The following is a 14,853-nucleotide window of genomic DNA, read 5'->3' as shown; positions in this document are numbered from 1 at the left end:
TCTCGCCCCGGGTTGGACCCCGCGGAGTCGGGTACGGCGGAGCCCGGGTCGACGAGGACCGGAACGGTCGGGACTCAGTCGGGCTGGTTTCCCCGAGCCGCCCGGCTGGCGGTGAGGTCGTCGAGCAACGCGTCCAGCAACCGGCGCAGCCCCGGGTGGCTGACATGCCCCTCCCGAGCCACCTGGATCAGGCGCTCGGCGACCTCTCGCACCTTCACGTTGCGGTTGCGCGACCACCACTTGAGCATCGCGAACGCGGCCTCGGCGTCGAGGCCGTAGCCCAGCATCAAGATGCCCTTGGCCTGCTCGATCGTGTCCCGGGACGCCGCGGACGCGGCGACCGCGGCGTCGGCCGCGGCCGAGGTCTCCGCCTCGAGCTCGGGCGTCAGGTCGAGGTAGTAGCCGACCAGACGGTCAGCCTTGCCGCTGGTGCGCCCACCGTCGTACTGGCCCTCGCCGCACAGCACGACGTTGCGCACCTCGCCGCCGACGAGGATCCGGTAGTAGACGTTGAACGGCTCACCGTCGCTGATCGCCTCCTGGAGCGTCTGCTCCACGAGCTGACGATCCTGCTCGTGCTTGTGCTGCATGATCAGCTCGGTGGTCGGTTCGACCTCGCCCGGCCGGTAGCCGTGGATCGCGAAGACGTCGTCGTCCCACTCCCACTTCTCGGCGACGACGTGGAAGACGAAGCGTCCGGTCTGACGCGAGCCGTCAGCACCCACCAGCGCGGCCAGCGACGCCGGGTCACCTCCCGGCACTCCTCGACCCATCTCACCCTCCGTGTCCGTCACACCGTCGCCCCGTATGCGGGCAGGGAGCCCGGGTACCCCAGTCGACCGGAGGAGGTCGGCATGGAACGTCGGACCGTCTGCGACGAGAACTATCCCGAACCCGGTGCGCCCCGCACAACGGGGGGTCATCTCGTCACGTTCCTGAAGGTGCGCCGCGCCGTGCTGCGCCTGATCCTGGGCGATCTGTGGGAGGGGAGAGCGCGGAGGCGGTGAGGCGGTGAGGCGGTGAGGCGGCCGTACCCCATGCGATCCGGTCGCGGAATGCGTGAGTCCACGAACCAGTTCGCATGGGGCGTGGTGGGGTCAGGCGGCGCGCGGCCTTCCGTCCGGTTCTACCCCGACGCCGACGGTGCGACGCAGATCGGTGAAGATCCGCTGCAGCAGCCGGGACACCTGGACCTGGGTCACGCCCAGCTCGTCGGCGATCTCCTGCTGGGTGCACTGCTCGTAGAACCGCATCCGCAGGATCCGGCGGTCGCGCGGCTTGAGGTTGCGGCAGGCCGGCCCGAGCATGGCCACGGCCTCGCTGTGCTCGAAGCCCGGATCGACCGTCGGCAGCAGGTCGCCGAGCGCACTGCCGGTCGCGGCGACCGGCTCGTCGAGCGACGCGGCATGGGCGAGCTCACCGCAGGCCAGCGCCTCCTCGACCTCGGCCGGGGGGCAGTCGAGCTCCTCGGCCAGCTCGCGCGGTGTCGGCGGCCGGCCGAGGCGCTGGGCCAGCTCCTCCTCGGCAGCGACCACGCGCGGGCGGATCTCCTGGAGCCGACGCGGGGGCCGCACCGCCCAGGCGGCCGAGCGGAAGTGCCGCTTCAGCTCGCCGAGGATGCTCGGGACGGCGAAGACCAGCAGGTCATCGCCTCGCTCCGGGTCGAAGGACTGCACGGCGCGGGTCAGCGCGAGGCAGGCCACCTGCTCGAGCTCGTCGGAGGACTGGCCGCGGTTGCGGTAGCGGGCCGCGAGCGTGCGCGCCACGGGGATGTTGAGCACGATGACCTCGGCGAGGAGGTCGTCCCGCTCCCCGGGTGGGCACGCGCGCGCCCTCGCCAAGAGCTCCGCGGTCCGCGTCCTGCGCTCGGCTGAACTGACCCTGCCGGCGGGTGAGCCGGCGGAACGGTGCGGGATGGTGGGAATCGAAGCGGTGGACATCGAGTACTCCCGAAGTTCGAGAGCGGTGTGGCGGTGGGCTTGGCCACATGTCTGTTGCGTCGCTACCCAACCTAGCGCGATCCCACACGGGTCACCACCCCAACGGGCCATCGAGCATGGCCCGAACGGACTATCAACGAGAGGACCGCGCCCGGCGTAACAGTGGCTCCTCTCCGGTGTTGGACAGAGTGTGAGGGCGCACCCGGCGCCCCGGGTCCCGTCGGAGGTCGTGGTGGAGCAGATCGTGGTGGCGCTCAGCCCCTTCACCCGGCGCAGCCGCTCGCTCGCGGTCAGCCACACCGGCGCCGGCCTGCAGCGCGGCCTCGAGCCCGGCGAGCACCTCGTCGTCCACGACCCGGAGGCCGACGAGCACTTCACCGCCGTCGTCGCCGACATCGCGTTCGAGCTCACCGACACGTCGTACCGCCTCGAGATCGGCACCCGGATCACCGCTGCCGAGGCTGCCGAGTGCGTCGCCCCGCCCACGGCGGAGGAGCGGCTCACCACCCAGGACATCGTCGCCCTGCTCGCCGAGCTGCGGCGCAGCGAGCGCGACGTCTCGGCCGCGCTTGCCGATCTCCGCGCGCGCTGAGCCCGCTGAGGCACTGTCGTTCGACCACGAAGGACTAGTCCTTCCGGGTCACGAGATCAGATCCTCCGTGCCGACCTGTCCCGAAGGGATCGACCACCGGCGCGTCACACCGGAGAATCTTTACCGTGCCAGCCGATACTCCGATCCGCGTCTACATCGTCGACGACCACGAGGTCGTCCGTCGTGGTGTGGCGAGCCTGCTCGCGACCGACCCCGAACTCGAGGTGGTCGGCCAGTCCGGTAGCGCCACGGTCGCGCTGCGCGAGATCCTCCAGCTGCGCCCCGACATCGCCGTCCTCGACGCCAACCTGTCGGACGGCACCGGGGTCGACATCTGCCGCGAGATGCGCTCGGTCGACCCGAACATCAAGGCGCTGATCCTGACGACGTACGACGACCCGGACGCGATCTCCGCCGCGATCCTCGCCGGCGCGTCCGGCTACGTGCTGAAGAAGATCGAGGGCAACTCGCTCCTCAACGGCATCAAGCTGGTCGCCGGCGGCCACTCGCTCATCGACCCCGCCGTCGCCAACCGCGTCGTCGAGCAGATGGAGATGCAGCGCAAGTCGCTCGACGTCATCTGCGAGCTCACCCCGCAGCAACGCAAGATCTTCTTCCTCATCGCCGAGGGCATGACCAACCGGCAGATCGCCGAGAAGCTCTACCTGGCCGAGAAGACCGTCAAGAACCACGTCACCGGTCTGCTCGCCCGGCTCGGGCTCCAGCACCGCACCCAGGCTGCACTGCTCGCCGTACGGCTGCGCGGGGCGGAGGGCTCGGCGCCGGCCGCCGCCCCGGCGCTCGGCTCGGTTCCCCCCGCTGCGGACCGCCGCGTGGGCTGAGCCGCCTGCTCGACGTACGAAACCCCCGTCCCTCCAGGGCGGGGGTTTCGTCGTTCGCGAGTCGTACTTCCTGACGCTTCCTTGCGGTTCCTGACCGTTGCACACGTCAGGAAGTGCAGGGATACCCGCTGAAGCGGGTATCCCTGCACCTGGCCGGGCTGCCTCAGAGCTGGAAGCGACCCACCATGTCCCGCAGCTCGGAGGCGACGCCGGTGAGCTCGGTGGCCGAGGTGAGCGTGTTCTGCGCACCCTCGCGGGTGTCGGCGGCAGCGGTCGCGACCTGGGTGACGTCCTCGGCGATGCCGTTGGCACCGGCGGCGGCCTCGGTGACCGAGCGGGCGATCTCGTTGGTGGTGGCGGTCTGCTCCTCCACCGCGGAGGCGATCGTCGACTGGATGTCGTTGATCCGGGCGATCACGTCGGCGATCCGGCTGATCGCGGAGACGGCACCCTGGGTGTCGCTCTGGATCGCCTCGATCTTCTGGCCGATCTCCTCGGTGGCCTTGGCGGTCTCCTTGGCCAGCTCCTTGACCTCGTTGGCGACCACCGCGAAGCCCTTGCCGGCGTCGCCGGCGCGGGCGGCCTCGATGGTCGCGTTGAGGGCGAGCAGGTTGGTCTGCTGGGCGATCGAGGTGATCACCTTGATGACCTGGCCGATCTCGGCGGACGACTCCCCCAGCGAGGCGACGGTGCCCTGGGCCTCGGAGGCGACGGTGACGGCGTCGGTGGCGACGGTCGCTGCCTCGGTGGCGTTCTTGGCGATCTCGCGGATGGACGCGGTCATCTCCTCCGCCGCGGTGGCGACGGTCTGGATCGACGCGGACACCTGGACCGACGCGCTCGACGCGGACGCCGCCCGGTCGGACGTCATCGAGGCACCCTCGCCCATGCCCTCGGCGAGCGAGGTGAGCTGGGTGGCGGCGGCACCGAGGGTCTCGGCGGCGCCGCTGATGTTGCCCATGCTGGAGCGCAGGGTGCTCATCAGGGCGCGCAGCCCGTCGGCGACCTGCCCGACGGCGTCGTCGCCGTCGATGTCGAGCTCGCGAGTCAGGTCGCCGGTTGCCGCCGCGGAGACGACGTCGAGGATCTGGGCGACCTTGCCAGCGAGTACGGCGGCCGCCTCGCGCTCCTGGACCTCGCGGTTGATCCGGGCGATGGTCTGCGAGACCAGGCGGCCGACGTTGCGCAGGGCGTCGAGGCGCTGCGTGCTCGGCTGGAGGGTCTCGGTCGCGAAGAAGTCCATGGTGCCGACGACCTCGCCGTCGACGATGACCGGGAAGCAGACACCCGACTTCACGCCGACGCGCTGGGCGACGGGTGCCCGCACGCAGTCGGTCATCTCGCCGATGTCCTGGGTGAAGTACAGGTCGCGCTGCGCCCAGGCGCGACCGGACAGGCCGATCCCCTCGGCGAACGACGCCTGCAGCGTGACCTGCCGGAACTCCGGGCCCGCGTCGCCCGACTCACGGTCGAACTTCAGCAGCCGGTCGGCGGGGTCGACGGTCCAGTAGGAGCCGTAGGCCCAGCCGAACTCGCCGCGCACGGTGTCGAGCGCGACCTGGATCGCCGCGTTCGCGTCGGTCGCCGAGCCGAGCCCGGACAGGATCTTGTTGACGGCCGAGGTGTCGGCGGCCGCCTCGGCGCTCTCGCGCTCGATCCGCAGCCGGTCGGTGATCACCTCCCAGGTCGCCATCGCGCCGACGTACTCGCCGCTCGCGTCGGTGATCGCGCTGACCAGCAGGTCGAGCGTCTGGTCGCCGACCTTGATGTCGGCGCGACGCGGCAGGTGATCGACCGTCGCCAGCAGGCCGCGCTGGTAGGCGGGGTTCTTGTGGAAGATGTCGAGGCTGGAGCCGACGACCTCGTCGGCCTTGACCGGCAGCACGCCCTCGAGGCTGCGCAGGGTGGTGAGCGAGGCCGGGTTCATGTACTGGATGACGAAGTCGCGGTCCGCGAACATCATGTTCGTCGGGCTGTTCTCCATCATCGAGCTGGCGATCGCCATCTGCTGCTCGACCCGCAGCCGGTCGGTGACGTTCTCGAACGTGACCAGCGCGCCGACGTACGCGCCGCTGGCGTCGTGGATCGCGGTGAACGACGCGTCGTGCGTGGAGAACTCGCTCGTGACGCGGTCGGTGAGCGGCAGGTGCTCGTCGGTCGCGGTGACCCGGGCACCGAGCTGGGGGTGCGCGTAGATGACCTCGAAGGAGACGCCGATCAGGGTGTCGGGGTCGATCTCGGGGATGTCGGGGCCGCCGGCGGCCAGCTCGGCGCGGGCCTGGCGGTTGACGTACTGGACGCAGTAGTCGCGGTCGACGACGAACGCGCCGGTGTCGAGCGCGTCGTACAACGCGTAGTCGACGGTGGGCGCGACCGTGCGCGTCTTGCGGGCGGTCGGGGCGGGGCCGGTGCCGTTCACCGGCGGGTCCAGGGTCTCGGTCACGGTGTTCCTCCGGTGGTGTCGGGCGTGGTTGCGACGTCGACCGCACGGTCGGCGTCGAGGACGAGCAGGATGGAGTCGGGCAGGGGACGGACGCCGCGGACGACGTCCTGGACCGCGCGGGGCATGGTCGACGGCGCGGGCTGCGGAGCGACGCCGGCGGTGTCGATCACGTCGCCGATGTCGTCGACGAGGAGGCTGACCACCTCGCCACGGCTGCGGACGATCACGTTCATGGGCAGCTCGTCGCCCTCGCGGTCGGGCAGTCCGAGGCGCACCCGCAGGTCGACGGCGGTGACGATCTGGCCGCGCAGGTTGATCAGGCCGGTGACGGCGCGATCGGCCCGCGGGACGGGCGTCATCGGCTGGCGCCGCAGCACCTCCTGCACCTCGTCGACGGCGACGCCGAAGAACAGGCCGGCGACCCAGAAGGTGCAGTACTGCTCCGCGGTGCGGGCGGTCGTGGTGGTCGTGGTCATGCGGGCACCCCTGTTCGAGCGACGACGGCCTCGAGGTCGACCAGGTCGGTGACCCGGTCCTGGACGACGGCGCTGCCGGTGACGCCGGTACGACGACCGACCTCGCTCGCGCTGACCGCCACCTCGACGACGTCGAGCACCTTGTCGATGACGATGCCGACGGCACCCGCGCCATCTCCGGTCTCGTGGACGACGACGCTGATCTGCTCGCGCTGGTCGCTGGTGTCGGGCAGCCCGATCGCAGCGGCCAGGCGCACCAGCGGCAGGATCCCGTCGCGGTACTGCACCACCTCGGACGTCCCACTGCGCTCCACCCGGTCGCGACCGAACTCCTCGAGCCGGGCGACCGCGGCCAGCGGCAGCGCGGCCCGACGGCCGTCGGCGACCTCGAGCACCAGCAGTGCCGTCCGGTCGTCGACGCCCAGTGCCCGGCCGTCCGTCGCGTCCTGCTGGGTGGCGCCGACACCGACGGTGCCGGCGATCCCGGCGACGTCGAGGATGAGGGCCACCCGGCCGTCGCCCATGATCGTCGCGCCGGCGTACATGGCCAGCGCCTTGAGCTGGCGCCCGATCGGCTTGACCACGATCTCCTGGGTGTCGTGCACCTCGGAGACGCACAGGCCGAACCGGACGTCGTCGGACTGGAGGACGACGACGGTGAGCGCCTCGTCCTCGGGGGCGGCGCCGCCGAGGGTCTCGGCGAGGGACACCAGCGGCAGCAGCTTGCCCCGCAGCCGCAGCACCGGCGCTCCGGCGAGGTCCTCGACCTGTCGGCGCAGGTCGTCGCCCTCGATGCGCACCAGCTCGACCAGGTTGGCCTGCGGGATCGCGTACCGCTCGCCGCCCTCCCCGACCACGAGCGCCGGGATGATGGCCAGGGTGAGCGGGATCCGGACCCGGGTCGTCGTACCGCGTCCCGGCTCGGAGGAGACGTCGACGCTGCCGCCGATCCGCTCGATGTTGGTGCGGACGACGTCCATCCCGACGCCGCGGCCGGAGATGTTGGAGACCGCGGCGGCGGTGGAGAAGCCGGGCCGGAAGATCAGGCCGAGGATGTCGCGGTTGTCCATCCGCGCCAGCTGGTCGCGGGTCACGACGCCGCGCTCGACGGCGACCGCACCGATCGTCGCGGGGTCGATGCCCTTGCCGTCGTCGGCGATCTCGACGACGACCTGGCCGGACTCGTGGTAGGCCCGCAGGCTCAACGTGCCCTTCGCGTCCTTGCCGGCGGCGCGTCGTACGTCGGGCGGCTCGATGCCGTGGTCGAGGGAGTTGCGGACCAGGTGGGTCAGCGGGTCCTTGACGGCCTCGAGGAGGCTGCGGTCGAGCTCGGTCTCGTGGCCCTCCATCACGAGCTCGACCTCACGGCCGAGCTGGTGGGACAGGTCGCGCACGACTCGCGGCATCTTCGACCAGACCTGGCCGATCGGCTGCATGCGGGTCTTCATGATCGACTCCTGCAGCTCGCTGGCCACCAGGTCCAGCCGCTGGCTCGCACGCACCAGCTCGGCATCGGCGGACCCGAGGCTGCGCTGCAGGAGCTGGTTGCGGGTGAGCACCAGCTCGCCGACCAGGTCGACGAGGTCGTCGAGGAGGTCGACGTCGACGCGGACAGTCGCGTCCACGACCGCCCGGCGCTCCACGCCGTCCCACGGCTCCTCGGTGGCCGGCGTCGCAGGGACGGGCTCCGGCTCCAGCTCCTCGACGACCGGCTCCACGGCGACGGCCGCAGGCTCGACCGGCGGCGCCGGCTCGGTCGCGGACGGAGCCGCCGGGGACACGTCCGGCTCCTCCGTGACCGAGTCGGCCGCCAGCAGGCCCTCGATGACCGCGACGACGGGGTCGACGTCGACGGCCGGGTCGGTGTCGCGTCCGGTGCGCTCGATCCCGTCGAGCAGCGCGCGGACCGTGTCGACCATCGAGAGCAGTCCTTCGGCGATCGGGGGCGTCATCACGACCTCCCCGTCGCGCAGCCGCGACAGCAGGGTCTCCCCCACGTGCGTCAGCTGCTCCAGCCGGTTGAAGGCGAGGAACCCGCTCGTCCCCTTGATCGTGTGGATCGTGCGGAAGATGCTCGACAGCCGCTCCCGTGAGTCCGGCTGCTGCTCGAGCTCGACCAGGTCCCGGTCGAGCTGGTCCAGGTTCTCGTGGGACTCCACGAGGAACTCGGCGATGATCTCGGCGTCGTCGTCCATCCATGCCTCCCTTCAGGCTCGCTCCCCATCGGCCCTGAGCGGGTCCGGGTGAGGCGAGTTGAAGGAGTTGGGACCTAGTCCCGAAGCACGGGGGAGGCGCCTGCGGGCGCCCTCGACGACGACGCTGTAACACGCTGACCACCGCACTACGTGGCGGTCGTCAGCAGGAAAGGGCCGATTTCGGGCGCTTTTCTGCTGAGAAGTGGCGACCAGTCAGGTGGACGGCGTGTTACTGCAGCACGAGACCACGCCGAGAGACCGGCACGCAGGTCAGGTGCGCGAGCGCAGGGCCTCGCTGAGGGAGACGACGGCGGCCTCGGGCGGGGACGCGGCGTCGGCGTTGGCGCCGGCCAACTCGGCGAGCAGCTCGGCACGGTGCACGGCGACCGAGCGGGGCGCGTCGATGCCGATGCGTACGACGTCGCCGCGGACCTCGAGGACGGTGATCGTGACGGCCTCGGGCGAGCCGCCACCGATGACGACGCTTTCGCCGATGCGACGCGAGAGAACCAGCACGTGGTGAGGCTATCGCGTCCGGCGGCGCGTCATGCGACCAACGGTGCGGCGAGCGGGAGGTCCGCGTCGTCGAGGATCACCTGGCTGGCGCGGCGGGTGGCGGGATTCACCACGAGCGGCGCGCGCAGGTTGACGGTGGTGTCGGCGAGGGTGGCGCCGGCACGGACGACCAGCAGCACCAGCACCTCGCCCGCGGAGTCAGCGTCGATGCCGAGCTCGGTGACGGTCTCGTCGTCGAGGTCGAGCGCGTAGTCCGGGTAGAACGGCGCCGGAGGGACGACCACGAACTGCAGGTCCTGGCTGTCGAGCGAGCGGAAGCCGTGGAGCACGCCGTCGTCGTCGAGGCGCACCAGCGCGAACCGGGCGTCGTCGGGGAACCCGGGCATCGGGTGGGCGAGCTCGATGACGGGGAGGTCCATGCGCTCGATCATCGCAGGAAGTCCAGCAGGCTGGGCTGCATGACGCGCGAGGTCGCAGCGAGGGCCGCCTGGTAGGCGACCTCCTGAAGCTTGAGGTGCACGGTCGTGTCCGCGAGGTCGGCGTTCTCGATCGAGCTGAGGTTGTTCTCCAGCGACATCTTGGCGTCGTCGGCGGCCTGCGCCGACTGCTCGATGCGCTGGTAGCGGGTGCCCGCCGCGGCACGTACGCCGGTGACGGTGTTCTCCCGCGTGCGCAGCACGTCGACCGACGCCCTGATGCCGGCCGTGTCGCCGGCACGCAGCGCGGTGGCGAGTGCGTCGAGCTCGGCGAACACCGAGCTGGCGCCGTCGCCGAAGACGGTGCGGCCGTCGACGTCGACCTGGACGACGACGTCGTCGGCGACGCGTCGGTTGACGGCGCCGGGCACGCCGACCCAGTTGCCGGTCGCGTCGTAGGCCTGGCCGCCGCCCGTCACGCCGCCGAAGACCGGCCGCTCGAGGTAGCTGGCGTTGGCCTGACCGAGCAGCTGCTCGCGCACGCCGTCGACCTCGATGGCGAGCGCGTCGCGGGCCTGCTGTCCCATCGCGCCGGTGTTGGCGCCCTGGAGGGCGAGGTCCCGCGCCCGACGTACGGCGGTCGTCACACCGTCGAGGGTGCTGTCGACCTGGGTCAGCCAGCCGAGGCCGTCCTGCGCGTTGCGCGCGTACTGACCCTGGTCGGAGACCGAGGTCCGGATCCGCATGGCGGCGGTGGTCCCGGTCGGGTTGTCGGAGGGCCGGTTGATGACCCGCCCGGTCGACAGCTGCTCCTGCAACGAGGCCAGCTGGCCGAGGTTGCGCTGCAGGTTCGCGAGCGAGCCGTCGGTGAGCATCCGCTGCGTGACGCGTCCGATCGTCATGACGTCCAGTTCCCCCGTGGTCGCTAGCGGCCGACCAGGCCGGTGCGGTTGATGAGCGTGTCGAGGACCTCGTCGAGCGTGGTCATCAGCCGCGCCGCGGCCTCGTAGGCCCGCTGTGCGGAGACCATGTTGACCGTCTCCTCGTCGAGGTTGACGCCCGCCTGCTGCTCGCGGGCGTCGTCGAGGGCGCCGGACAGCGACGTCTGGTTGGCGGTACGACGATCGAGCGCCGCCACGTCCGTCCCGAGGCCGTTGACCAGGCGCTGGTAGGCGTCCGGGTAGGTGCCGACCCGGCTGAGCAGGTCGGCGTTGCTGCCGTCGAGGGCGCCGCCGCCGACGCTGGAGGCAGCGAGCTTCGCGGGGTCGGTGATCGCGACCTGCAGGCTGGCGGCGCCGACGAGCGGGTCATAGCTGAACAGCGGCGCCCCGGCGACGCCGGCCGCGTCGAACCCCGCCGCCTGCTGCGCGTTGACGGAGGCGGCGAGGTCGGCGGCGACGGCGTCCAGCCCGGCGCGGTACGTCGGCAGCGTGGTCGTCAGCACCTCGGTGACCGCGCCCAGCTCACCGCCGGGACCGGCCGAGCCGGACGGGAGGACGGTGCTCCCCCACGAGGCGTCGATCCGGTAGCTGATCGGCGAGCCGTCGGCGGCACCGGCGGGTGTGATGCCGGAGGCGAGTACGAAGGTGCCGGCCTCCTTGCCCTGCACGAGCGGCGTACCGGCGACGGTGACGGTGAACTGGCCGTCGGCCTGCACCGTCGTGACGCCACCGGTGAGCTCGGCCAGGCGCGTCGCGAGCACGTCGCGGCGGTCGCGGAGCACGCCCGCGTCGGTGCCGTTCTGCTCGGTGACGAGGATGTCGTGGTTGAGGGCAGCCAGTCCGGACGCGGCCGTGTTGACCTCGCTGACCAGGTTGGTGGCGTGGACCCGCTGGTCCGCCTCCTCGCCGGCGACGTTGGCGACCTGGCCGCGCAGCGCCTGGGCGAGGGTCTCGGCGCGGCCGAGGACCTGCTGGCGCGCGGCGGTGCTGCCGGGGTTGAGCGAGAGGTCCTGCCAGGCGTTGCGGAGCTCGAGCATCGCGGCGTGCACGCCGTTGGGGCCGGGCTCACCGACGCCCTCCTCGACCCGGGCCAGGATCGTGCGGCTCGCCGAGAGGTAGGACAGCATCCCGTGCTCGCGGCGTACCCGGGAGTCGAGGAGCGGGTCGCTCATCCGGCGCACCTCGCCGACGGCGACGCCCTCGCCGTGGCCGTCGTAGCGCGACCAGAGCGCGGCCTGCGCGCTGCTGACCGAGGCGCCGACGACGCGGCGACGGACGTAGCCGTCCGTGCTGGCGTTGGCGATGTTGTTGCCGGCCACGTCGAGCGCGACCTGGTTGTAGCGCAGCCCGGAGAGAGCGGTGTTGATCGACCCGAACGACCCGGCCATCACAGGCTCCGGTCGAGGAGGTGGTGGCGGGGTGCGTCGGCGACGACGGTGCCCGCGTGCGTGTAGCTGGCGGTCGTCGTACCGCCGATGGCGAGGAGCGTCTCGCGCGCCGAGCGGTAGCCGGCGGTGAGCAGGCCCTTGGCCTCCTCGGAGGTCTCCGCGATGTCACGGGCGATCCCGACGAGGGCGTCACGGTGGTCGCGCAGGATCCCGTGCCACGGGTCGGGTGCCGCCTCGGCGAGCGCGGCCAGCGACGGGTTGGGCGTCAGGCCGAGGACGGCGGCCGCCTCGTCGGCGGCGGCGGCGCGCAGCACCTCGGTGGCGCGCAGGTCGTCGAGCAGGTCCTCGATGTCCCGGGTGGCGTTGACCAGCCACCGGGTCCGCCCGCTGGCGAGCACCAGGCGTTCGACCTCCAGCCGGTAGGCCAGTGCCTCGAGCATCTCGCGCTCCCGCCACAGGACCTGTGACAGCTTGTCCATGTCTGCGGTGTCGACCACGACGCTCCCCCTCTTCGTCCGCCCCGAGCCGGGGACCTTCGTGCCGTCCCATCGCCCGCGGGACACCTGACCTGAGCGTTTTCGCCGAACGGGCACTGGACGGATGTCCGTGCGGACCACCCGGACCCGGGACCTGGGTCCCCATTCGTCCGACCGACCGGACACTTGGCGGCCATTGCCCTGCGCGCCGCCTGCGCGAGGCCGGAACCTCGTGCATGTGAACGCGAACGAGGCCACCGTCGCCACCTCGGGTACCGACGAGCTGATCACCAGCCACATGCCCTTGGTGGGACACATCGTGCGGGAGACCATGGGGCGAGTGCCGTCCCACGTCAACCGCGACGACCTCACCTCCGCCGGCCTGACCGCGCTGGTCCTGGCGGCCCGCGCGTTCGACGAGACCCGGGGCGTGCCGTTCGACCGGTACGCCGCCACCCGGATCCGCGGCGCCCTGCTCGACGAGCTGCGGTCGGTGGACTGGGCCTCGCGTTCGGTACGACGCCGCGCCCGCGACCTCGCCGAGACCCGCAACCAGCTCGCCGTGGTCCTCGGCCGGACCCCCACACTGGCCGAGGTCGCCCGGGCGACCGGCCTGAGCGAGGACGAGGTCGCCGCCAACGACGACGACGTCTCCCGCGCCCAGGTGCTGTCCCTGCAGGGCTCGAGCACCACCCCGATCGAGGAGCTGGTCCCCACCCGCGCTCCCTCGCCCGAGGACCTGCTGGAGCACGGCGAGCGGCTGACCTACCTGCGCGAGGCGATCGCCGAGCTGCCGGACCGGCTGCGGGTCGTGGTCGAGGACTACTTCTTCTCCGAGCGGCCGATGGCCGACATCGCCGAGGACCTGGGCGTCACCGACTCCCGGATCTCGCAGATGCGGGCCGAGGCGCTGTCCCTGCTGCGCGACGCGCTCAACCACGAGCTGGAGCCGGCCCTGGTCCGCCCGACGGGCAAGACCGGTGGGGTCGCCCAGCGCCGTCGCGAGTCCTACTTCGCCGCCGTCGCGGCCCGGCACGCGGCCGGGATGCGCCGCGGCGTCAGCCCGCTCGACGCGGTCGGCTGAGAGCCCGCCCGCGGCTGAAGAACGAAGCCGCGGTGAGCGGGCGAAGGTCGAGGAGCGTCGACGAGCTCGCGCCGCGAAGCAAGCGAGGTCGTGACGCGTCACGAGACCAGGGCGAGGTGCTGCCGGAACTGTCCACGGAGAGTCCCGGCAGCACCTCGCGGCGTCTCGTGACGGTTGCTGCGCAACCTCCTCGACGTCCGGAACTGCGCAACCTCCTCGACGTCCGGAACTGCGCAACCTCCTCGACCGGCCCAGGATTTTTCGGAAGACCTCTCAACCCGGCGACCGGCGTACCGATCACCACCCCGACGGGCGACCACGGACGGTCCCCGACCAACTGACCTGATTCCAGGAGGGAAACATCATGGGTCTTCGCATCAACCAGAACATCGAGGCCACCAACGCCTACCGCAACCTGTCGGTGACGCAGGGGCAGCTCTCGAAGTCCATGGAGAAGCTGTCGTCCGGCTTCCGGATCAACCGGGCCGCCGACGACGCCGCCGGCCTCGCGATCTCCGAGGGCCTGCGCTCCCAGGTCGGTGGCCTCAAGGTCGCCGTCCGCAACGCCCAGGACGGCATCTCGGTCGTGCAGACCACGGAGGGCGCCCTCACCGAGGTCCACTCCATCCTGCAGCGCATGCGCGACCTCGCGGTCCAGGCGTCGAACGACAGCAACAACACCGAGGCCCGGGCCAACATCAAGGCGGAGGCGGACCAGCTCACCTCCGAGCTGACCCGGATCGGCAACTCGACCAACTTCAACGGCACCAAGCTGCTCGACGGCAGCGCGGGCACGCTGAACTTCCAGGTCGGGGCGGACGGCGACTCGGACAGCAACATCGCGGTCAACCTCGCCACCGCCAACGTGGTGTCGATCGCGAGCAACCTCGGCAGCGCGGGTGCCGAGTTCGACGTGCTGACCCCGACGGCCGTCACCGGCGCGGTCACCTTCACGACCACCGTCCCGGCCACCTCCGCGACCGTCACCCTCGGCGCGGCCGGCACCTACAAGACGGTCAACGACGTCGCTGACGCCCTCAACGGCGACACCGGCTTCGCGGCCAACTTCAGCGCGTCGGTCGACAAGGACAACCAGCTGGTCGTCTCGTCGAAGGTCGGCGGCACCGTCGACGTCACCGCCCCCGGTACCGGCATCGCGGCCGGTGCGGCCGTCGCCGGTGGCCTGAGCTTCGCCACCCACGCGTCGGCCCAGGCGGCGATCAACACGATCGACACCCAGATCAGCGCGGTGTCGACCGCTCGAGCCAACCTCGGTGCCTACCAGAACCGGTTCGAGCACACGATCGCCAACGTCAACGTGGCGATCGAGAACCTGTCGGCCTCGGAGTCGCGGATCCGCGACACCGACATGGCCTCGGAGATGATGAGCTTCACCAAGTCCCAGATCCTCTCGCAGGCTGGTACCGCGATGCTCGCGCAGGCCAACTCGGCCCCGAACGGCGTGCTGCAGCTGCTCCGCGGCTGATCGCACACCCACCCCAGGTGCCGGTGGGGCCGATGGCCCCACCGGCACGTGGTCGTTC

At 71.5% G+C, this 14,853-nt stretch carries 15 protein-coding genes; 5 read left to right on the top strand and 10 right to left on the bottom strand.

All coding sequences use genetic code 11. From position 1 onward, the window contains the following. Window positions 1-74 precede the first annotated feature (74 nt). A complete protein-coding gene (locus ACZYRU_RS04805; protein ID WP_488955938.1) occupies window positions 75-773 on the bottom strand; it encodes a PAS and ANTAR domain-containing protein in 699 nt (232 codons plus the stop codon). Window positions 774-854: 81 nt separating this feature from the next. On the opposite strand from ACZYRU_RS04805, the gene ACZYRU_RS04800 reads away from it, so the two are divergent. Continuing rightward, window positions 855-1,007: a hypothetical protein gene (locus tag ACZYRU_RS04800; protein WP_488955937.1), complete on the top strand. Its 153-nt coding sequence runs from the start codon at window positions 855-857 to the stop codon at window positions 1,005-1,007. A 90-nt stretch (window positions 1,008-1,097) separates the two neighbouring features. Here ACZYRU_RS04800 and ACZYRU_RS04795 read toward each other — a convergent pair whose 3' ends face one another. Further along, complete coding sequence (locus tag ACZYRU_RS04795; RefSeq protein ID WP_488955936.1) at window positions 1,098-1,841, bottom strand: sigma-70 family RNA polymerase sigma factor; 744 nt, start codon at window positions 1,839-1,841, stop codon at window positions 1,098-1,100. Between the two features lie 331 nt (window positions 1,842-2,172). On the opposite strand from ACZYRU_RS04795, the gene ACZYRU_RS04790 reads away from it, so the two are divergent. Both ACZYRU_RS04790 and ACZYRU_RS04785 read left to right on the top strand, forming a co-directional pair. Further along, window positions 2,173-2,532, top strand: a complete 360-nt coding sequence (locus ACZYRU_RS04790) for a hypothetical protein (protein WP_488955935.1) — start codon at window positions 2,173-2,175, stop codon at window positions 2,530-2,532. Window positions 2,533-2,657: 125 nt separating this feature from the next. After that, window positions 2,658-3,374 carry a response regulator gene (locus ACZYRU_RS04785; protein WP_488955934.1) on the top strand — a complete coding sequence of 239 codons (717 nt, stop codon included), beginning with the start codon at window positions 2,658-2,660 and terminating at the stop codon, window positions 3,372-3,374. A gap of 163 nt (window positions 3,375-3,537) precedes the next feature. Here ACZYRU_RS04785 and ACZYRU_RS04780 read toward each other — a convergent pair whose 3' ends face one another. The 8 genes from ACZYRU_RS04780 to flgN form a co-directional block, all read right to left on the bottom strand. Further along, window positions 3,538-5,817, bottom strand: a complete 2,280-nt coding sequence (locus ACZYRU_RS04780) for a methyl-accepting chemotaxis protein (RefSeq protein ID WP_488955933.1) — start codon at window positions 5,815-5,817, stop codon at window positions 3,538-3,540. Continuing rightward, window positions 5,814-6,293, bottom strand: coding sequence for a chemotaxis protein CheW (locus ACZYRU_RS04775; RefSeq protein ID WP_488955932.1), 480 nt, complete (start codon window positions 6,291-6,293; stop codon window positions 5,814-5,816). The genes ACZYRU_RS04780 and ACZYRU_RS04775 overlap by 4 nt, the downstream gene beginning before the upstream one ends. Further along, window positions 6,290-8,488, bottom strand: coding sequence for a chemotaxis protein CheA (locus ACZYRU_RS04770; protein ID WP_488955931.1), 2,199 nt, complete (start codon window positions 8,486-8,488; stop codon window positions 6,290-6,292). The genes ACZYRU_RS04775 and ACZYRU_RS04770 overlap by 4 nt, the downstream gene beginning before the upstream one ends. A 270-nt stretch (window positions 8,489-8,758) precedes the next feature. Then, a complete protein-coding gene (locus ACZYRU_RS04765; RefSeq protein ID WP_488955930.1) occupies window positions 8,759-9,004 on the bottom strand; it encodes a carbon storage regulator in 246 nt (81 codons plus the stop codon). Window positions 9,005-9,033: 29 nt separating this feature from the next. Continuing rightward, window positions 9,034-9,435: a flagellar assembly protein FliW gene (gene fliW / locus ACZYRU_RS04760; RefSeq protein ID WP_488955929.1), complete on the bottom strand. Its 402-nt coding sequence runs from the start codon at window positions 9,433-9,435 to the stop codon at window positions 9,034-9,036. Beyond that, window positions 9,432-10,322, bottom strand: coding sequence for a flagellin N-terminal helical domain-containing protein (locus tag ACZYRU_RS04755; RefSeq protein WP_488955928.1), 891 nt, complete (start codon window positions 10,320-10,322; stop codon window positions 9,432-9,434). The genes fliW and ACZYRU_RS04755 overlap by 4 nt, the downstream gene beginning before the upstream one ends. 23 nt (window positions 10,323-10,345) lie before the next feature. After that, a complete protein-coding gene (gene flgK, locus ACZYRU_RS04750) occupies window positions 10,346-11,749 on the bottom strand; it encodes a flagellar hook-associated protein FlgK (RefSeq protein WP_488955927.1) in 1,404 nt (467 codons plus the stop codon). Further along, on the bottom strand, window positions 11,749-12,246 hold the full coding sequence (gene flgN, locus ACZYRU_RS04745) for a flagellar export chaperone FlgN (RefSeq protein WP_488955926.1): 498 nt from the start codon (window positions 12,244-12,246) through the stop codon (window positions 11,749-11,751). The genes flgK and flgN overlap by 1 nt, the downstream gene beginning before the upstream one ends. Before the next feature lie 217 nt (window positions 12,247-12,463). On the opposite strand from flgN, the gene ACZYRU_RS04740 reads away from it, so the two are divergent. Both ACZYRU_RS04740 and ACZYRU_RS04735 read left to right on the top strand, forming a co-directional pair. Beyond that, window positions 12,464-13,309, top strand: a complete 846-nt coding sequence (locus ACZYRU_RS04740; RefSeq protein WP_488955925.1) for a sigma-70 family RNA polymerase sigma factor — start codon at window positions 12,464-12,466, stop codon at window positions 13,307-13,309. Between the two features lie 364 nt (window positions 13,310-13,673). Continuing rightward, window positions 13,674-14,795, top strand: a complete 1,122-nt coding sequence (locus ACZYRU_RS04735) for a flagellin N-terminal helical domain-containing protein (protein ID WP_488955924.1) — start codon at window positions 13,674-13,676, stop codon at window positions 14,793-14,795. Window positions 14,796-14,853 lie beyond the last annotated feature (58 nt).

It is taken from the genome of Nocardioides sp. F233 (genome assembly GCF_057813895.1).
The sequence above is the reverse complement of the archived record's forward strand: the minus strand, read 5'-3'. Positions and strand labels throughout refer to the sequence as shown.